The following is a 17412-nucleotide window of genomic DNA, read 5'->3' as shown; positions in this document are numbered from 1 at the left end:
GTTGAACCAGAGGAGATTGCATGACCTCGTCGCTCGTTATTCTTGTTGTGATTGTCGGCCTCATCTTCTGGGGGATTTCGATCTACAACGGCCTTGTCGCGATGCGTCAGCGCGTCAGCCAGGCCTTCGCCGATGTCGATGTGCAGCTCAAGCAGCGCCACGACCTCGTCCCGAATCTCGTCGAGACCGTGAAGGGCTACGCCACGCATGAGCGCGAGACGCTCGATGCGGTGATCAAGGCGCGCAACGCGGCGATAGCGGCGCAGGGGCCGGCGGCGCAGGGCGCGGCCGAGAATGTGCTGAGCGGCGCGCTCCGCCAGCTCTTCGCGCTGGCCGAGGCCTATCCCGACCTGAAGGCCAACACGAATTTCCAGCAGCTGCAGACCGAGCTGGCCGACATCGAAAACAAGATCGCTGCGGCGCGGCGCTTCTTCAACAACGCAGTGCAGGAATACAATACCGGCATCGAAAGCTTTCCGGCGGTGCTGGTCGCCGGATCGCTCGGCTTCCACAAGCGGGAATTCTTCGATCTCGGCGAGGCGCGGCCGCAGCTTGAGCAGGCGCCGCAAGTCAAGTTCTAGGTCCGGCTTTGGGACTGGTGGTCTGATTCTAACATTCGCATCCCCTCGCAGCAGGCACTTTGCGAATGTTTGAAGCATAAGACCACCAGCAAGTATTGAATTCTGGTGGAGCTTTGGATTTGACATTCGCTTTGCAAGTCCGCGGCCGTTGGATAGCGAATGTCAAATCCACTCCACCGGGGTGGCGGCCCTCGGCCGCCGCGGCGGGGCGTTGAAGCATGGCGGCCTATGGCCTCTACACGCATATCCGGAGCAATCGCCGCCGATCGGTCGCGCTGCTGATCGGCCTGTTCTTTCTCGTCTTCCTGATGACCTTCGCGGGTTCGCTGGTCGCTGAGGCATTTCTCGACAACCGCGCCTCGTTCGAAGAAATCGTCGGACGGGCCTGGCGCGACCTGATCGGGTCTGCGCCATTCGTTGCGATCGGAACCGCGATCTGGATCCTGATCGCGTACCGCTTTCACCAGCGGATGATCGACGCCCTGACCGGCGGCCATGAGGTCACACGCCAGGAACAGCCACGGCTTTACAATCTTCTGGAGAATCTCTGCATCTCGCGCGGCATTCCAATGCCGAAGCTGAAGATCATGGACAGTTCCGCGTTGAATGCGTTCGCGTCCGGCCTCAACCAGAAGCAATATTCAATCACCGTCACCCGCGGCCTTTTGGACCGGCTGGACGATGCCGAACTCGAGGCCGTGCTCGCGCACGAATTGACTCATATCCGCAATGGCGACGTCCGGATGATGGTGATCGCGGTGATCATCGCCGGCGTGGTTTCGTTCGCGGCCGAGATCTTCTTCCGCGTTATGTTTCGCGGCGGCATGCGCATGGGCGGCGGCAGTTCGTCGGGCAGCAGCGACCGCAAGGGCGGTGCGGGCGCCGCCATTCTGCTTGCGGTCGTTCTGATCGCGGTCGCATGGTTTCTTTCGCTCGTGATCCGTTTCGCGCTGTCGCGCTCACGCGAATTTCTTGCCGATGCCGGCGCCGTTGAGCTGACGAAAAATCCCGACGCCATGATCACGGCGCTGCGCAAGATCGAGAACCGTGGCGAACTGGACGGCGTCACATCCGCGGTCATGGAGATGTGCGTCGATAACCCGCGCTCCGGCTTCGCGGACATGTTTGCGACCCACCCCTCGATCGACAGCCGTGTGGATGCGCTGGTGCGGATGGCCGGCGGGCACGATCCCGGACCGCTGGCACTCGACGATTCCGGTGCCGACGAAGGCGACGCGTCGGCTGAGCCGACCGCGGAGCCGGAAGCCTCGCGGGCACCGCAGTCAGGCGCTGGGCCTGTTTTCGGCCCCTGGGGCCCTCGGGGGCCCTGGGGACCACGCCAATAGGGATCAGAGCCGATAGACGCCGGTGCGCGGATCGCGCCGCAATGTCGGATGCTGCGAGCGCTCGGAAACCGGAGCGAGGCGGGCTTCGTCCAGTTCCTCGTTCACGCGCCCGTATTCGCGCTTTGCGAGGCGCGCGATCGCAAGACCGGCGACCACGCCGGCAGCCCACATCACAAGCCGAGGAACGATCGGGATCATTTTCGCCCCCATATCCGCAATCCAAAAACCTACAAACCGCAACGGGCCCACACGGCCCGCTGTTCCGCGACCGACAGAACGTCGGCCGCGACACCGTCGCCGGCAACAAGTCCGGCCGCGAGTTGCGATCCGACGCCAGGAATCCGGCGACCGAACCATCCGCGATCGGCAATCAGCGGCAGATAAACCTTTTCGCCGAAGCGCGCGCGCATGAACGAACGGATTTCACCAAAACCGTCGACAAGACCATGCTGATGGGCCTGCTCGCCCGACCAGTACTCGCCGGAGAACAAGGCCGATTCGGGGCCGGTCAGCTTGCTGCCGCGGCGTTCCTTCACCAGCGCGATAAAGCCTTCGTGAATGTCTTCCTGGATCGCCTTGATGTGGGCAACGTCCCGCGGATCTTCGGGGAGGAACGGATCGAGGGTCATTTTTCGGTCGCCGGCGGTGTAGACGCGGCGTTCGATGCCGAGTTTTGCGATCGCCTTGTCGAGCCCGAATGTTGCACCGATCACGCCGATCGACCCCACGATCGAGAACGGATCGCAATAGATCTCGTCGCCCGCGCACGCGATCATGTAGCCGCCCGATGCGCCCGCATCCTCGATGAAGACGATGACCGGAATCTTCTTTTCTTCAGACAATTGCCGGATGCGGCGATAGATCAGATGCGATTGCACTGGCGAGCCGCCCGGCGAATTGATCAGAAGCGCGACGGCCTTCGCGCGGCGCATCGCGAACGCGCGGTCGAGCAGCCGCGAGACGCCCGCAAGCGTGATGCCGGGCCGGAGCGGCGATGAAAACCCGATCACGCCCGTCAGTCTGACGACCGGAACCACCGGCGTGTCGCGCCGCAGACGTGCGGGAAGGAAAGATTCAAAAAATTTGCGGACCTGTTCGCCCGAAATCTCTGCCATCGAATACATCCTCAACTTCTCTTGAAGCGATGGGTTCGTTACCCAACATTAACTGAAACGCCTGTGAATGCGCCCGGTGGGAACGGACCGGGGTTCACGAGATTTGTCCTTGGTCGTGACGAGGGACGCATGGCCATGAAGATTTATATGTTGATCCTTCTGCTGGGTGCGATCGCGACATTTGCTCACATGTCGTCCCTGTCGCACTCGGCGAAGCGGGAGCGTCTCGGTTAGGACTTCGAATGGCCAGCCGTCGGCAATGCTGCGCCTTGCCGCAAGATCGCCTCGGCAGCCATCGTCGGGCGTGACGCTGCGTCATTAAGCGCAAGGGGCTCCAGCGTGCGCATTGAGGCGCCGCCGCCCTTCTCGGCCACGACGATCACCCGAATCGGCGCTCTGACGGCGTCGGGTCGGATCGGCAAGACCTCCAGATTTCCAAATCCGCGCTCAAGCGCAGTCACGACATCCGCAAGCTTCTCGGCGCGCCAGATCAGCGTAATCGTACCGCCATCCCGAAGCGCCGAATGCGCTGAGCCGACCCACAGCGGCAGCAGATCCGCTCCCGCCGCATGCGCCAGCCGTCGTGCGGCATCAGGCGAGGGTTGCAGTCGGGCGTCGTTGAAGGGTGGATTCATGAAGACGTGATCGAAGCGGCCTGACTCAAGGGGCTGCGTAACGTCCCGCTGGATCGCACGAGCGTGGTCGGCAAAGCCGTTGCGGACGATGTTCTGCTGCGCGAGCGCGCAGAGCGCCGGATCGATCTCGAAAAGCGTGACGTCGATCTCGGGCACGCGCGCAAGCAGGGCGAGGCTCGCAGCACCGACACCTGCGCCGAATTCCGCGACGCGCTCGCCGGGTCTCGCCGGCACCGCCGCAGCGAGCAGGATGGCGTCGTGTCCGAACCGGTGCCCGCGTCTGGGCTGCAGCAGCCGCAGGCGGCCATTCAGGATGGCGTCGTCGGTGGTGCCGGCCGCCGCGCCGGGCGTCGTCATGGCCCTTGCGGGCGCAGTTCCCGGCCGAGACCGGCATCGGTCAGGAGCTGGCGCGCCTCCAGTTCAGAGCCATCGTCCACCAGAATGCGCCGGGGCAGCATGCCGATCGAGCCTTCCAGGACGCTCATATTCTGGTCGAGCACCAGGTAGGGAATATGGGCCCCGCCGAGAAGCGCCTCGATCGCGCTGATCAGGACGGGGTCGTTGGTACGGACAATTTCCTGCAATGGAGGGTCCTGCCGGTGGGCTCGCAGCAGCGCCTTTTGCCACAATCGGCGCTGTCACCGATGATCTTGCTTCTTCCGCAATGGGTCGAAATAGCTTACGTGGCGAAGGGGCGCACTTGCCGGGCCAGTATACCGTTTCTATTGTGGCCTTGTCTTCTCGTGGGAGTGGTTTGTTTGGCTGTCGTCATCCCCTTCGAATCGCAGCCTTCGGCTTCGATCAACCGGCTGGTCGAGCTGGTCGCATCGGATATGGACCGGGTCAATGCCGCGATCCTGGCGCGCACCGGTTCGCAGGTCACCATGATACCGGAGGTTGCGAACCACCTGATCAATTCGGGCGGGAAGCGCTTGCGGCCGATGCTGACGCTCGCGATGGCGCAGCTCTCCGGCTATGGCGGCGAGGGCCATATCAAGCTCGCCGCCGCGGTCGAGTTCATGCACACCGCGACGCTGCTCCACGACGATGTTGTTGACGAGAGCGAGATGCGGCGCGGCAAGCTCGCGGCGCGCATGCTCTGGGGCAACGAGGCGAGCGTGCTGGTCGGCGACTTTCTGCTCGGCCAGGCCTTCCGGATGATGGTCGATGTGGGCAACCTGCGTGCACTCGATATCCTCTCCCAGGCCGCTACGGTGATCGCCGAGGGCGAGGTGATGCAGCTCGCCGCCGCCAAGAACACGCAGACCACCGAAGACGAATATCTCGCCGTGATCCGCGGCAAGACCGCCGAATTGTTCGCGGCGGCATGCGAAGTCGGGCCGGTGCTCGCGGGTCGTGCCAAGGCCGATCTGGCCGCCTGCCGTTCCTACGGCATGAATCTCGGCATTGCGTTCCAGCTCGTCGACGACGCGCTCGATTACGGCGGCAAGTCCGCAAAGCTCGGCAAGAATGTCGGCGACGATTTCCGCGAGGGCAAGATCACGTTGCCGGTGGTGCTGTCGTTCCGCCGCGGCACCGAGGAGGAACGCGCCTTCTGGACGCGCTGCCTCGAACAGGGTTCTGCGACCGACGCCGATCTTGATCGCGCGATTTCGCTGATGACCAAGCACCGCGCCCTGGAAGACACCATCGGGCGCGCCCAGCATTATGGCGCGATGGCGATCGACGCGCTTGCGCTGTTCCCGCCGTCGCCGATGAAGTCCTCTCTCGAAGAGGCGGTCGCGTTCTGTCTCGCGCGCGCTTACTGAAGCTTCATTGAGCGAAGCGGATTCCGGTTCGCGTCTTCAGGAAGCGGCGTCAGCTTGAGCGTTGAAACGACGTTTCTGCCGCGCCGAGTGTTGTGTTCTGCGCCCACCAGCCGGGATGATCGCGCTTGAGCCGCGCCGCTGCGTCTTTTGCATCGCCGGCGGTCTCGAACAGTCCGAAACAGGTCCCGCCGGATCCGCTCATGCGGGCCAGCCGGCATGAAGGCAGGCCCCGCAGCGCCCCGAGTGTTTCGTTGACGGCCGGAAATAAAGAGAGCGCCGGAGCTTCGAGATCGTTCGACGATGCTGCGACCGCATCCAGCAGCGCATCGAAGGACGGCTTTCCGCTTTCCACGCATCGCGATGCCGGGTCGCCTTCGATAGCGGGTGCCGAGCCGGCCCGCGCCGCGGCAAGGGCACCGAAGACCGCGCCGGTCGGCACCGGCACGCCGGGATTGACCAGCACCGCATGGAGCACCGGAAGGTCGAACGGCTCCGAGAGAATTTCGCCGATCCCGCGCATGATGCGTGGCTTCGGATCGAGGCAGACCGGCACATCGGCGCCGCTCGCCTTTGCGGCGGCCATGACGCGCTGATCGTCCGCCGGCAGATTGTTGAGGCGTGCGATCAGGCGAAGCGCGGCCGCTGCGTCCGACGATCCGCCGCCAAGTCCTGCTGCGACGGGCGTCGACTTCGTCAGATGGAAATGTCCCGTCCGCAGGTCAGGGATATGGGCCTGAAGCGCTCGCGTCGCTTTCACAACGAGATTATCGTCGGCAGGCCCCGCCTGTGTGCCGGTCGGGCCATCCACATCGAGGCTGAGCGAGGCCCCCGGCACGAGCCGCAGGGTGTCGCCGATACCGGCGAACACCACGAGGCTTTCGAGATCGTGGTAGCCATCGGGACGCTTTCGCCCGATGCGGAGCGTCAGATTGATCTTGGCCGGAGCAAACGCGAAAGGCTCCGTCGAGCCTGCTGTCACGACCGCATCAACCGCCGTTGCCAGGCTTGGTCTTCTGTTCGGCCGTCGCGCCGGGCCCCTCGTCGGGGAGACCTTCCTTCAGCTTCTTCTCGATCTTCACCAGCTCTTCGGGCTCAGGCTTGAGCGAGGCTGCGTGCGACCACTGGAACTGCGCTTCGAGCTGACGGCCGACCTTCCAGTAGGCATCGCCTAGATGATCGTTGATGGTCGGATCCTCCGGCCGGATCTCGACGGCGCGCTCGAGATGCTTCACCGCCTCGTCGTAATTGCCGATCCGGTAATAGGCCCAGCCGAGCGAGTCGACGATGTAGCCGTCATCCGGCTTCTGCTCGACGGCGCGGCGGATCATCTTCATGCCTTCGTCGAGATTGACGCCCTGATCGACCCAGGAATAGCCGAGATAATTCAGCACGTCGGCGCGATCCGGGTAGAGCTCCAGCGATTTCTTGAAGTCAGCTTCGGCAGCGGCCCAGTTCTTGTTGCGCTCGTTGCAGATGCCCCGCGAATAGAACACGTTCCAGTTTCCGCGGCCGGGCTTTTCAAGCTGGTCGATCACGCGCGTATAGGTCTTCGCGCAATCGGCATATTGCTTGCGGGACCGCTCGATATGACCAAGCATCATGATCGCTTCCGTGTCGGAAGGATTTTCCTCGATCAGCTTGCGGAGATGTTCCTTCGCTTCCTCCGTCTTCTCGAGCGAATCGAGATTGGCGGCGAGCTGGATTTCCGAATTCCGGTGCAGCGGCGAATCCGCCGGCACGCGCCGATACGCCTCGATCGCGAGCTGCGGTTTCTTCATCGTCTCGTAGAGATCGGCCAGCGAGAGCAGCGCGAGCGGATGTTTCGGCTCGAGATAAAGTGCGAGCTGCAGATAGGCGAGGCCGAGTTCCTCGCCGCCGCGGCGGCCGACGACAGCGCCGATGCCGTAAAGCACTTCCGCGGCGCCCGCTTCGGGGGTCTGGATCATCGGCGGAAGCTTCTGGCCGGCCTCGATCTGCTTGACCGCATGCGTCACCAGCGGATGCCGCGGCAGGGCCTTGTCGAAGGTGCCGTAAACCTCCAGCGCCTCGTCCTTGGTGCCGTGCCGCGACAGGAAGCTGCCGTAGGATTCGACGACGCGCAGGTTGGTGCCGTCGAGCTTGTGCACCTTCTCGAAACGCTTGGCCGCTTCTTTCTTGCGGTTCGCGATATCGAGGATCAGGCCGGCATGCTCATCCTTGAAGATGTTGTACCAGTCGGGGCCCTGCAGCCGGTCGATGGTCTCGATCGCGGCCTTGGAGTCCTTGGCGCCATACTGGGTCCAGGCGATCAACAAGGCGGCGGTGAGGTCGGTGACCGGCCCGCGTACCGATTGCGCGATATTCTGGCGGGCGGCCTGCCATTGCTTGTTCTTGATCGCGCGAATGCCGAGCACGAGCCGAGCGTCGCGATCGTTCTTGTTGATCTGGGTGATCCGCTCCGCGAGCCGGAAGGCTTCTTCCATATCGCCTTCGGTCAGCGCTGCACCGAATGCGCGTTGCAGCAGATCGGGATTCTTCGGATCGGAGCGAAGCGCGGCTCTGAAATAGGTCGAGGCCGAAGCCGAGTCGCGCTGCTGAACGGCATGGCGTGCGGCGAGATAGTTTCCCGCGGCGGAGGTTCGCGACGCATCCGGCTTGGTCGGCGCTTGCGCGGCCAACAGGCTCGGCAACATTAGGATACCGAACGCGGTGGCCGATACGGCCACGGGCTTAATCAGGGTCGACAGGTTCACGTCGAAAATCTCCATCGCGGGACCTGCGAAGCGGTCCCGCCGGCTCGGATCGAGGATGGCCTTTTTGCGCTATTGCCGCAAGGACAGCCGTTAAGCCCCACCTGAGGCTGTAGGCCGCAATGGGGCTTTATCGTGACGTTTCTGCCGGCGGGGTCTCACATATTAAGTCACATATTCGGGTAGTTCGGACCTCCGGCGCCTTCCGGCGGAACCCAGGTGATGTTCTGGTTCGGGTCCTTGATGTCGCAGGTTTTACAGTGAACGCAATTTTGCGCGTTGATCACGTATTTCAGGTCCGCGCCTTCGCCGACCCATTCATAAACGCCGGCCGGGCAATAGCGGTTCGAGGGGCCCGCATAAACATCGTGCTCGGATGATTTCTGGAGCGCCATGTTCGCCACTTTCAGATGCGGCGGCTGATTTTCCTCGTGGTTGGTGTTGGACAGGAACACCGAGGACAGCCGGTCGAAAGTGATCTTGCCGTCCGGCTTCGGATAGGCGATCGGCGTGCATTCGCTGGCGGGCTTCAGTGCCTGCCAGTCGGGCTTGCCATGCTTCTGGGTGCCGAACAGCGAGAAGCCCAGCGTGTTGGTCCACATGTCGAGGCCGCCGAGCGCGACGCCGACGATTGTTCCGAATTTCGACCAGAGCGGCTTCACGTTGCGCACCGGCCAGAGGTCCTTGCCGACCGGTGAGCCGCGCCATGCGGCCTCGTATCCAGAGAGTTCATCGTTGGAGCGGCCGGCCGACAGCGCCTGCGCGACATGCTCGGCAGCGAGCATCCCCGATGAAATCGCGTTATGGGAGCCCTTGATCCGCGGCACGTTGACGAAGCCGGCGGCGCACCCGATCAGCGCGCCGCCCGGGAAAACGAGCTTCGGCACCGACTGATAGCCGCCTTCGGTGATCGCGCGCGAACCATAGGCAAGGCGCTTTGCGCCCTCGAACACGTCGCGCACCGCCGGATGCGTCTTGAAGCGCTGGAATTCCTCGAACGGCGACAGATACGGGTTTTCGTAGTTCAGGTGGACCACGAAGCCGACCGCGATCAGGTTGTCATCGTAGTGATAGAGGAACGAGCCGCCGCCGGTCTTGTTGTCGAGCGGCCAGCCGAACGAGTGCTGCGCGAGGCCCGGCTTGTGCTTCGCCGGATCGACCTGCCAGATTTCCTTGAGGCCGATGCCGAATTTCGGCGGCTCGCGATCGCTCGCGAGTCCGTATTTCGCAATCAGGATCTTGCTCAGCGATCCGCGCGCGCCTTCCGCGAACAGCGTGTATTTGCCCAGCAATTCCATGCCGCGGGTAAAGGCGTCGGTCGGCTCGCCGTCCTTGCCGATCCCCATGTCGCCGGTGGCGATGCCGCGCACTTCGCCATTCTCGCCAAAGACCAGTTCGGCGGCCGCAAAGCCCGGATAGATTTCGACCCCGAGCGCTTCCGCCTTGGCCGCCAGAAACTTCGTGACGAGCCCGAGCGATCCGATGAAACAGCCATGGTTGCTCATCAGCGGCGGCGCCATGAACAGCGGCACCTTGATCGCGGAGCTTTGGGTCATCCAGTAAAAGCGGTCGTCCGCGACCTCGGTCTTCAGGGGACGGTCCGGGTCCTCGCGCCAGTCGGGCAGCAGGCGGTCGAGACCCGAGGGGTCGATGACCGCACCGGACAGGATATGCGCGCCGACCTCGGAGCCTTTCTCCACTACGACGACGCTGATATCCGGTGACACTTGCTTGAGCCGGATCGCGGCGGCGAGGCCTGCTGGACCTGCGCCTACGATGACGACGTCAAATTCCATACTTTCGCGTGGCGGCAACTCAGACATTAGACTTCCTCTGATCGAGCCCTGCTTTTTTCATGTTTAGGGAAATCCGACAATCAGTCTGGCGATATCATCGTGCTAAAGTCCGGTCATGACCCCCGTCGAGGCCAATTCCGTCCGTGATCTGCTGACGTTCTATGTCGAATCCGGCGTGGACGTCGCGCTGGACGAGGCGCCGGCCAACCGTTTTGCGGATCAACTTGCCCCGGCGCCGGCGACCGATCCTGGCGCGGCCGCTGCTGTCCGCCCTCTCCCGGAACTTCGGCCCGCCGCACCGGCCGCCGTGGCTGCGCCCCCGCCGCCGTTGCCCGAGGAGGCGATCATGGCGGCACGTGCGGCCGCGCGTTCGGCGGCCTCGCTCGACGCGCTGCGCGAGATCATGGCCGCCTTCGAGGGCTGCGCGTTGCGTACCACGGCAAAGCAACTCGTGTTCGGGGACGGCAATCCGAAGGCGCGCCTGATGTTCGTCGGCGAGGCGCCGGGATCCGAGGAGGATCAGAAGGGCATTCCCTTCGTCGGCCGCTCGGGACAATTGCTGGACCGGATGCTCGGCGCGATCGGGATCGCACGGTCCGACGTCTATATCGCCAACATCGTACCCTGGCGGCCGCCCGGAAACCGCGACCCGTCGATCCACGAAACGCAGATCTGTCTGCCGTTCATCCAGCGCCAGATCGAGCTCGTCGGTCCGCAGGTGCTGGTCTGCCTCGGCAAGCCGTCAACCGCGACGCTGCTCGGCGTCACCGACGGCATCCGCAGGACGCGCGGGCGCTGGTTCACCTACAGGTCCGAAGCGCAGGAGATCCGGGCGATGCCGACCTATCACCCGGCCTATCTGTTGCGCACACCGATCGAGAAGCGGCTGGCCTGGCGTGACTTTCTCGCGATCAAGAAAGCGCTGGCGGGCTAGAGCGCGACCAGTATCGCGCCCGCCGCGATCAGCGCCACGCCGAGCGCGTTCAGCGCCGAAAGCTTCTCACCGAGGAACACCACCCCGAAGATCGCTACCAGCACGACGCTCAGCTTATCAATGGGAGCAACCTGCGACGCCTGTCCGATCTTGAGCGCGCGAAAGTAACAGAGCCACGACGCGCCTGTCGCGAGGCCGGACAGAAGCAGGAACAGCCAGGTTCTCCCCGGCACCGATGCCGGGTTCTGGAAGCCGCCGGTGGCGGCCAGGATAGCCGCCAGCAGGCAGATCACCACGATGGTGCGGATGAAGGTCGCAAGGTCGGCGTTAATCGCCTCGACGCCGATCTTGGCGAAGATTGCGGTCAGCGCGGCAAACAGGGCGGACAGAACCGCCCAGAATTGCCACGCTGAAAGGGCGTTGCTCATCCGCCCGGCACAAGGATCAGCTTGACCGCGAAGATGATCGCGAGCGCGGCAACGGCAACCGATACGTCCTTGTACTTGCCGGCGATCAGCTTGATCAGTGCGTAGGTGATGAAGCCAAGGCCGATGCCGGTCGCGATCGAGTAGGTCAGCGGCATCGTGATTGCGGCAATCACGGCCGGAGCGGACTCGGTGATGTCGTCCCAGTTCAGTTCCGCCATCATGCTAGCCATCACGGCGGCGACAAACAGCAGCGCTGCCGCCGACGCATAGGCCGGGATTAGTCCGGCGAGCGGCGAAAAGAACAGCGCGAACAGGAACAGGATGCCAACGAACACCGCGGTGAGGCCGGTCCGGCCGCCCGCTTCGACGCCCGCCGCGCTTTCAATGTAACTCGTCGTGGTTGAGGTGCCGATCGAGGCGCCGAACATGGCGGCGAAGCTGTCGGAGATCAGCGCCTGCTTCATGCGCGGCAGGTTGCCGTCCTTGTCGACGAAGCCGGCTTTCTCAGTCACCGCGATCAGGGTGCCGGCATTGTCGAACACGTCGATCATCAGGATCGAGAACACGACGATCAGGAACGACAGTTCGAAGATGCGTGAGAAGTCCAGTTGAAGCAACGTCGGCGCGATAGAAGGCGGCATTGACACGACGCCGGTGAATTTCGACAGACCGAGCGGCAGGCCGATGATGCCGACGATCAGGATGCCGATCAGGGTTGCGCCGTGAATCCTGCGTGAATGCAGGGCCACGATCAGGATGAAGCCGAACAGGCACAGCAGCGGCGCCGCGGTGTTGAGATGACCGAGCGTCACCAGCGTCGCCGGATGATCGACGATGATGCCCGCGTTCTCCAGGGCGATGATGCCGAGGAACAGCCCGACGCCGGCGCCGATCGCGTATTTCAGGTTACGCGGGATCTGGTTGATGATGTATTCGCGCAGCCCGGTCACCGACAGCAGGAAGAACAGCACGCCCGACAGGAACACCGCCGCCAGCGCCTGCTGCCAGGAATATTTGTAGGTGAGCACCACGGTGAAGGCGAAGAAGGCGTTCAGACCCATGCCCGGTGCGAGCGCGATCGGGTAATTCGCGTATAGCCCCATCACGATCGAGCACACCGCGGCGGCGATGCAGGTGGCGACGAACACCGCGCCCTGGTCCATCCCTGCTTTGGTCAGAATGCTCGGATTGACGAAAATGATGTACGCCATGGTCAGGAACGTGGTCAGGGCGGCAAGCGCCTCGGTCCTCACATTCGTGCCGTTGGCCGTTAGGCCGAAATAATTGTCGAGAAAGCCGTCCGCCTTCGCGGCCGGCTTGTTGTCCGTGGCCATGGTCACCCCCTGCATGCCCCGTTTTCGACCAGCGAGATTAGCGGTTTGCCGCCGCCATTCCCGGCCGATTGTGACGTTGTCCACCGCAAGAAATGCCAGACTCATGCCAACCGCATCGCGGGGCAGCCGCGGGAAGACCGCGATGCGTATTGATCGCTATTGCGATGCGGGTGCGGTGGTCTGCGGGCGCACGACGCCCCAGCCGATGCGCAAGACCGGTGCGCGGCCGGGCAGCGCTCGGTCGAATGCGCGCGGCACCTCCGGCACGATGTCCGGGAACTGCGCCTTGATGTCCGCCGGCGGTGTTCCGGCGCTGTCCGTCGCGCGCCAGAGCACGACCGCGCCCTTTTGCATGATGTCCTGTCGGGTCGCGAGCTGCGGCCGGCCGGAATCCGGAGCATGATGGACGCGCGGGCGGCTTGCGGATGCGACTGAAACCAGCGAGGCAAGCCGCGGTTCGCCGGCCACGACCTCCAGCCTGCGCTGCGTGCGCCGCTCGAAATTGTCGGTGAAGAATCGCGCGATCTCATCGGCAGGTTGTGCGGTCCGCAGATCGACCGCGAACACCGACGGCAGGAGCAGTACGCCCGCCGCCATCAATATTGCGGGCACGAGCAGCAGGCTGATCCATGCGATGCTCAGCAAGCGCTGATGATGCAGCATGATCGTCTCGCCGGCCACGGTGACGATCGCAAGCCCGGACAGCACGAGGAGCGGCGGGATGCCGGAGAGATCGGATTTTCCGGACATTACCGCGAACGACGTGACCACGATCAGGAGTGCGAGCGCAAAGCTAAGGATGAGGTTGCGCGCATAAGGGTCCGCTGGATAGCCAACCACGGCCGCCGCTTCGACATTCCTGGTGCGCGAGAGGTTGCACGCCAGGACCACCAGGATGACAGCGCCCGCATGTGCGACGGCGATAAGCGCAAGCAGCCGTAACCAGGCAATGATGTTCTGATCGACCACTTCGAAACTGCGAAGCCGCGCGACATTTGGCGTGAGACCGAAGCCATATTCGCGGATCAGCACGATGTTCGGCAACATCATGCAGAGCACCGTGATTGCCGCCATTCCGGTTGCGGGATTTGCGGCCGTCTTGCGTGCACGCGGGTTGATCAGAACGAAACCGACAACGACCGCGAACAGCAGCAGCGCAAGGTGCGAGGTCAGCAGCATCAGCCAGAAATCGACGGCCAGCGCGAACCAGTAGAGCGACTTGTCCTCACCGGTGGCGCGCCACAGATGCAGGATTGCGAACGCCCAGAGCGGCATCATCAGGATGTCAGGGCCGAAATCCGGCGAGGTGATCGTGAACACCGAAATGCCGATCATCAGCAGCACCGCGAGTACCGCGTGGCGCTCGCCGACGGTCGCGCAGCCGAGCTGGTACACAGCCCAATAGGTCGCGACGATGCAGATCTGCGAGAGGATATAGACGCCGATCATGTGCCCGCCGGTGACTTGCAGTGCGATCTCTGCGAGCCAGAAGGCGAGGGGCGGACCAAGCTCCGAGCCGAACTTCAACTCGTGGCCAACGGCGATGACATCGGCCAGCTCGCCGGGTGGCGCCGAATAGAACAGCGTCGGGACCACAACCCACAACAATGCCTGGGCTAGCGTTGCCAGCCAGAAAATCAGGCTCGGCCTGGTACGCAGGATTTCGATGGGGAGGGAAACTGTGAGCATGGACGCCGCTGGCATGACGCCCCGCCCCGTGAGACCGGGTGGGGCGGCCAGAGATAAGCCTGCCTGCGTCAGAGAGGCAACCCGAGAGCCGGTTCGGCCGCGGGCGGCTGCTTGAGCCCGTCTGCGATGGCGACCGGCGAGAAGCTGCGCCGATGGTGGATCGTCGGACCGAGCCGTTGCAGGGCCGCGAAATGCTCCGGCACCGAATAGCCCATGTGACGCTCGAAGCCGTAGCCGGGATAGGCGGCGCCGATCTGCATCATCAGCCGGTCGCGCGTGACCTTGGCGACAATCGATGCGGCAGCGATCGAAAGCACCAGCGCATCGCCAGAGATTACCGCCTCGCAATCGCAGGGAACTTTGATGCGATCGCGGCCGTCGACGTAGACCAGTTTCGGCCGGCAGGGCAGGGCGGCGACGGCCTGTGCGAGCGCCCAGAGCGAAGCCTGCAGGATATTGTCGCGATCGATGCGCGCCGGCGACGCAAAGGCGACACCGACTTCGGCCGTCGCGCAAATGCGGCCGTAGAGCTTCTCGCGCTCGGCATGGGTCAGTTTCTTGGAGTCATTGAGGCCGCGCGGGATCCGGTTCGGGTCGAGCACGACGGCCGCCGCCACGACAGGGCCTGCCAAGGGGCCGCGGCCGGCTTCGTCACAACCTGCGACCGGCCAGATTCCGTTGTTGTAGGCACGCCGTTCGCGCCGGAACGTCGGGCGGACGATCTCGTCTTTCAGCGGCAGGCGCGCGGGCGCTTGTGTTCGACTCATGGAACCGACATTGAGCGGGATGCCGGCCCGCGCGCAACGGCTAATCCGGAAGGGCGGGGCGTCCGTCGGCGGACAGTGGAAATTGGGGATTGTGCGCCACTTCCCAGATGTGGCCATCCGGATCGGCGAAATGGCCGTGATAGCCGCCCCACGCAGCCTTCTTGGCCGGGACGAGTTCCGTCGCGCCGGCCTGCCGCGCGAGTTCCATCACTGCGTCGACGTCGGCTTCACTCGCACAGTTCCACGCGAGCGACGCGCCGCGAAACGCCGAGGACCCGGTGTCGGGAGCGAAGCCGGCATCGCGCGCGAGCCCGCTGACTGCATAAAGGGACAGCGCCACGGTGCCGGCATCGAAGAACGCGACCTCGCTTTCCGGTGCCGCCTTCATCTTTCGTTTGAAGCCTAGCGCTTCATAAAAGCGCGCTGCGCGCGGGACATCGGTTACGCCGAGTGTCACGAGGCTGATGTGGGGATGGGGCATCTGTTCGGCGCTCTACGTCGTCCCCGCGAAAGCGCGGACCTACATTCCAGAGTTGCGGTTATGGGCCCCCACCTTCGCGGGGGCGACGAACTCAAAACAAACTCAGCTGTTCGCTGCCCTTTACGGGCTTCTGGAAATGTTCGGTGGTAAGCTTCGCTCTTTCCTTGTTCAGGCCAAGCCGATCGCAGGCGGCCTCGAAGCGCCGTCCGACAAGCCAGGCATAGGGACCTTCGCCGGTCTGCCGCTTGCCCCAGGTCGAGTCGTAGTCCTTGCCTCCGCGCATCTCGCGCACGAGTTTGATCACATGGCGGAAGCGGTCGGGGTAATTCGCCATCAGCCATTCCTTGAACAGGTCGCGCACTTCGAGCGGCAGGCGCAGCATGACGTAACCTGCGCTCTTCACGCCGGCGAGCGCGACCGCATCGAGGATGCGCTCGATATCGGCATCGTTGATCGCGGGGATCACCGGCGCGATCATCGCTGCGGTCGGGATGCCGGCGTCCGACAATTGCCGCAGCGCTTCGAGCCGCTTGGCTGGTGTCGAGGCGCGCGGTTCCATGGTGCGTGCGAGTTTGCCGTCCAGCGTCGTCACCGAAATGGCGACCTTCGCGAGATTGCGCTTCGCCATGCGCGCGAGGATATCGATGTCGCGCGTGACTAATGCGGATTTCGTCACGATGCCGACCGGATGGCCGGCGCGTTCCAGCACCTCGAGGATGCGGCGCATGATCTCGTATTGCTTCTCGATCGGCTGATAAGGATCGGTATTGGTGCCGATCGCGATCGTGCGCGGCGTGTAACCGGGCGAGGCCAGTTCGCGCTCCAGCAGCGTCGGCGCGTCCGGTTTCATGAACAGCTTCGACTCGAAATCGAGCCCCGGCGACATGCCGAGATAGGCGTGTGTCGGTCGTGCGAAGCAATAGACGCAGCCGTGCTCGCAGCCGCGATAGGGATTGATCGAGCGGTCGAAGGAGATGTCGGGCGAGTCGTTGCGGGTGATGATCTTGCGCGTCGCGTCGACCTGGACGGTGGTCTTGAACGGCGGCAATTCGTCGAGGCTCTGCCAGCCGTCGTCGAACGCGATGCGGGCCAGCGGCTCGTAGCGGCCGGAAGCGTTCGAAAGGGTACCGCGGCCTCGCCTGCGCTGTCTGTCAACGCCGACGCCAAGGAGCCCGGACTGGTCGGAAGCGCCTTCCGGGGTATTCCTTGCAAAGTCACCCGCAGGCGCGGAGGGCACATGCGCCGGCGGGTGTCTCAGGGCTGCGGATGGACGTGCCATAGCGAATATCTAGGCGCCGGCAACGAACAAAACAAGAACATATTCGAAGTTGATCGGCATGGCTGAATGTCGTGGCATCGGATATTCACAACCCCACCATATGGGCCGGCTGAAACAATACGGGGCCAACCGGGACCGCCGAATCCAGTTCCATGCTGAGTGTGATCATCCCCACCCACGAATCAGAACGTATCCTGGTACGGACGCTGGCCTGTCTGGTGCCGGGGGCGACGGCCGGACTGATTCGCGAGGTGATCCTGGCCGACGGTGGTTCGACCGACGAAACCGCCGAGGTCGGGGATATCGCGGGCTGCCGCTTTCTGGCGAAGCCGGGGCCCCTTGGGCCGCGCCTTGATTTTGCTGCGGAATCCGCCCGCAGCGAATGGCTGATGGTGATCGCGGCGGGCGCCGTGCTGGAGCCGGGATGGGTCGCGGACGTCCAGCAATTCGTTGACCGCGCGTCCTCGGATATCGCGGCCTGTTTCAGCGAGGCCGCGCGTCCGCAGGGACACGAGTCGATGCTGCGCGC

At 63.8% G+C, this 17412-nt stretch carries 18 protein-coding genes; 5 read left to right on the top strand and 13 right to left on the bottom strand.

The window, feature by feature from the left end; all coding sequences use genetic code 11:
• Nucleotides 1-20 precede the first annotated feature (20 nt).
• The gene (locus VNZ93_RS06560; RefSeq protein ID WP_325701809.1) at nt 21-581 is read left to right on the top strand and encodes a LemA family protein; all 561 of its coding nucleotides are present in this window, start codon (nt 21-23) and stop codon (nt 579-581) included.
• Nucleotides 582-799: 218 nt separating this feature from the next.
• Complete coding sequence (locus VNZ93_RS06555) at nt 800-1927, top strand: M48 family metallopeptidase (protein ID WP_325701806.1); 1128 nt, start codon at nt 800-802, stop codon at nt 1925-1927.
• 3 nt (nt 1928-1930) lie between these two features.
• Here VNZ93_RS06555 and VNZ93_RS06550 read toward each other — a convergent pair whose 3' ends face one another.
• The 4 genes from VNZ93_RS06550 to VNZ93_RS06535 all read right to left on the bottom strand — a co-directional run bounded on the left by VNZ93_RS06550 (nt 1931) and on the right by VNZ93_RS06535 (nt 4261).
• Nucleotides 1931-2137, bottom strand: a complete 207-nt coding sequence (locus VNZ93_RS06550) for a hypothetical protein (RefSeq protein ID WP_325701804.1) — start codon at nt 2135-2137, stop codon at nt 1931-1933.
• Between the two features lie 17 nt (nt 2138-2154).
• Complete coding sequence (locus tag VNZ93_RS06545) at nt 2155-3042, bottom strand: S49 family peptidase (protein WP_325701801.1); 888 nt, start codon at nt 3040-3042, stop codon at nt 2155-2157.
• A 230-nt stretch (nt 3043-3272) separates the two neighbouring features.
• Nucleotides 3273-4034 carry a tRNA1(Val) (adenine(37)-N6)-methyltransferase gene (locus VNZ93_RS06540; protein WP_325701799.1) on the bottom strand — a complete coding sequence of 254 codons (762 nt, stop codon included), beginning with the start codon at nt 4032-4034 and terminating at the stop codon, nt 3273-3275.
• Entirely contained in the window at nt 4031-4261 is a 231-nt protein-coding gene (locus tag VNZ93_RS06535; RefSeq protein ID WP_325701796.1) for a DUF2007 domain-containing protein, read from the bottom strand. The genes VNZ93_RS06540 and VNZ93_RS06535 overlap by 4 nt, the downstream gene beginning before the upstream one ends.
• Nucleotides 4262-4435: 174 nt before the next feature.
• Between VNZ93_RS06535 and VNZ93_RS06530 the strand changes: the two genes are divergently transcribed.
• Nucleotides 4436-5446, top strand: a complete 1011-nt coding sequence (locus VNZ93_RS06530; protein ID WP_325701793.1) for a polyprenyl synthetase family protein — start codon at nt 4436-4438, stop codon at nt 5444-5446.
• 49 nt (nt 5447-5495) lie between these two features.
• On the opposite strand, the gene VNZ93_RS06525 is transcribed toward VNZ93_RS06530, so the two are convergent.
• The 3 genes from VNZ93_RS06525 to VNZ93_RS06515 all read right to left on the bottom strand — a co-directional run bounded on the left by VNZ93_RS06525 (nt 5496) and on the right by VNZ93_RS06515 (nt 9998).
• Nucleotides 5496-6425 (bottom strand): 4-(cytidine 5'-diphospho)-2-C-methyl-D-erythritol kinase, encoded by a 930-nt coding sequence (locus VNZ93_RS06525; protein ID WP_325701790.1) that lies wholly within the window; start codon nt 6423-6425, stop codon nt 5496-5498.
• A 7-nt stretch (nt 6426-6432) separates the two neighbouring features.
• Complete coding sequence (locus VNZ93_RS06520; RefSeq protein WP_325701787.1) at nt 6433-8193, bottom strand: tetratricopeptide repeat protein; 1761 nt, start codon at nt 8191-8193, stop codon at nt 6433-6435.
• A 152-nt stretch (nt 8194-8345) separates the two neighbouring features.
• The gene (locus VNZ93_RS06515) at nt 8346-9998 is read right to left on the bottom strand and encodes an electron transfer flavoprotein-ubiquinone oxidoreductase (protein WP_325701784.1); all 1653 of its coding nucleotides are present in this window, start codon (nt 9996-9998) and stop codon (nt 8346-8348) included.
• 88 nt (nt 9999-10086) lie between these two features.
• Between VNZ93_RS06515 and VNZ93_RS06510 the strand changes: the two genes are divergently transcribed.
• Nucleotides 10087-10905, top strand: a complete 819-nt coding sequence (locus tag VNZ93_RS06510; protein ID WP_325701781.1) for a uracil-DNA glycosylase — start codon at nt 10087-10089, stop codon at nt 10903-10905.
• On the opposite strand, the gene VNZ93_RS06505 is transcribed toward VNZ93_RS06510, so the two are convergent.
• The 6 genes from VNZ93_RS06505 to VNZ93_RS06480 all read right to left on the bottom strand — a co-directional run bounded on the left by VNZ93_RS06505 (nt 10902) and on the right by VNZ93_RS06480 (nt 16883).
• Nucleotides 10902-11333 (bottom strand): EamA family transporter, encoded by a 432-nt coding sequence (locus VNZ93_RS06505; RefSeq protein ID WP_325701778.1) that lies wholly within the window; start codon nt 11331-11333, stop codon nt 10902-10904. The genes VNZ93_RS06510 and VNZ93_RS06505 overlap by 4 nt on opposite strands.
• Nucleotides 11330-12667, bottom strand: coding sequence for an NCS2 family permease (locus VNZ93_RS06500; RefSeq protein WP_325701775.1), 1338 nt, complete (start codon nt 12665-12667; stop codon nt 11330-11332). The genes VNZ93_RS06505 and VNZ93_RS06500 overlap by 4 nt, the downstream gene beginning before the upstream one ends.
• 156 nt (nt 12668-12823) lie before the next feature.
• Complete coding sequence (locus VNZ93_RS06495; protein ID WP_325701772.1) at nt 12824-14356, bottom strand: glycosyltransferase family 39 protein; 1533 nt, start codon at nt 14354-14356, stop codon at nt 12824-12826.
• Between the two features lie 68 nt (nt 14357-14424).
• Nucleotides 14425-15123 carry a ribonuclease HII gene (locus tag VNZ93_RS06490; protein WP_325701770.1) on the bottom strand — a complete coding sequence of 233 codons (699 nt, stop codon included), beginning with the start codon at nt 15121-15123 and terminating at the stop codon, nt 14425-14427.
• A 40-nt stretch (nt 15124-15163) separates the two neighbouring features.
• Nucleotides 15164-15604 carry a VOC family protein gene (locus tag VNZ93_RS06485; RefSeq protein WP_325701767.1) on the bottom strand — a complete coding sequence of 147 codons (441 nt, stop codon included), beginning with the start codon at nt 15602-15604 and terminating at the stop codon, nt 15164-15166.
• A 91-nt stretch (nt 15605-15695) separates the two neighbouring features.
• The gene (locus VNZ93_RS06480) at nt 15696-16883 is read right to left on the bottom strand and encodes a PA0069 family radical SAM protein (protein ID WP_325701764.1); all 1188 of its coding nucleotides are present in this window, start codon (nt 16881-16883) and stop codon (nt 15696-15698) included.
• A gap of 152 nt (nt 16884-17035) precedes the next feature.
• Here VNZ93_RS06480 and VNZ93_RS06475 point away from each other — a divergent pair.
• A partial coding sequence (locus VNZ93_RS06475) for a glycosyltransferase (protein ID WP_325701760.1) occupies nt 17036-17412 on the top strand: 377 nt, incomplete at its 3' end.

This window comes from Pseudorhodoplanes sp., assembly GCF_035565795.1.
Classification (GTDB): Bacteria; Pseudomonadota; Alphaproteobacteria; order Rhizobiales; family Xanthobacteraceae; genus Pseudorhodoplanes.
The sequence above is the reverse complement of the archived record's forward strand: the minus strand, read 5'-3'. Positions and strand labels throughout refer to the sequence as shown.

Excerpts from the sequence above, each read along its gene's own strand:
- VNZ93_RS06520 (WP_325701787.1), bottom strand. The coding sequence starts at position 8,193 with ATGGAGATTTTCGACGTGAACCTGTCGACCCTGATTAAGCCCGTGGCC.
- VNZ93_RS06560 (WP_325701809.1), top strand. The coding sequence starts at position 21 with ATGACCTCGTCGCTCGTTATTCTTGTTGTGATTGTCGGCCTCATCTTC.
- VNZ93_RS06545 (WP_325701801.1), bottom strand. The coding sequence starts at position 3,042 with ATGGCAGAGATTTCGGGCGAACAGGTCCGCAAATTTTTTGAATCTTTC.
- VNZ93_RS06490 (WP_325701770.1), bottom strand. The coding sequence starts at position 15,123 with ATGAGTCGAACACAAGCGCCCGCGCGCCTGCCGCTGAAAGACGAGATC.
- VNZ93_RS06510 (WP_325701781.1), top strand. The coding sequence starts at position 10,087 with ATGACCCCCGTCGAGGCCAATTCCGTCCGTGATCTGCTGACGTTCTAT.
- VNZ93_RS06485 (WP_325701767.1), bottom strand. The coding sequence starts at position 15,604 with ATGCCCCATCCCCACATCAGCCTCGTGACACTCGGCGTAACCGATGTC.
- VNZ93_RS06550 (WP_325701804.1), bottom strand. The coding sequence starts at position 2,137 with ATGGGGGCGAAAATGATCCCGATCGTTCCTCGGCTTGTGATGTGGGCT.
- VNZ93_RS06540 (WP_325701799.1), bottom strand. The coding sequence starts at position 4,034 with ATGACGACGCCCGGCGCGGCGGCCGGCACCACCGACGACGCCATCCTG.
- VNZ93_RS06505 (WP_325701778.1), bottom strand. The coding sequence starts at position 11,333 with ATGAGCAACGCCCTTTCAGCGTGGCAATTCTGGGCGGTTCTGTCCGCC.
- VNZ93_RS06495 (WP_325701772.1), bottom strand. The coding sequence starts at position 14,356 with ATGCTCACAGTTTCCCTCCCCATCGAAATCCTGCGTACCAGGCCGAGC.
- VNZ93_RS06500 (WP_325701775.1), bottom strand. The coding sequence starts at position 12,667 with ATGGCCACGGACAACAAGCCGGCCGCGAAGGCGGACGGCTTTCTCGAC.
- VNZ93_RS06515 (WP_325701784.1), bottom strand. The coding sequence starts at position 9,998 with ATGTCTGAGTTGCCGCCACGCGAAAGTATGGAATTTGACGTCGTCATC.
- VNZ93_RS06480 (WP_325701764.1), bottom strand. The coding sequence starts at position 16,883 with ATGGCACGTCCATCCGCAGCCCTGAGACACCCGCCGGCGCATGTGCCC.
- VNZ93_RS06555 (WP_325701806.1), top strand. The coding sequence starts at position 800 with ATGGCGGCCTATGGCCTCTACACGCATATCCGGAGCAATCGCCGCCGA.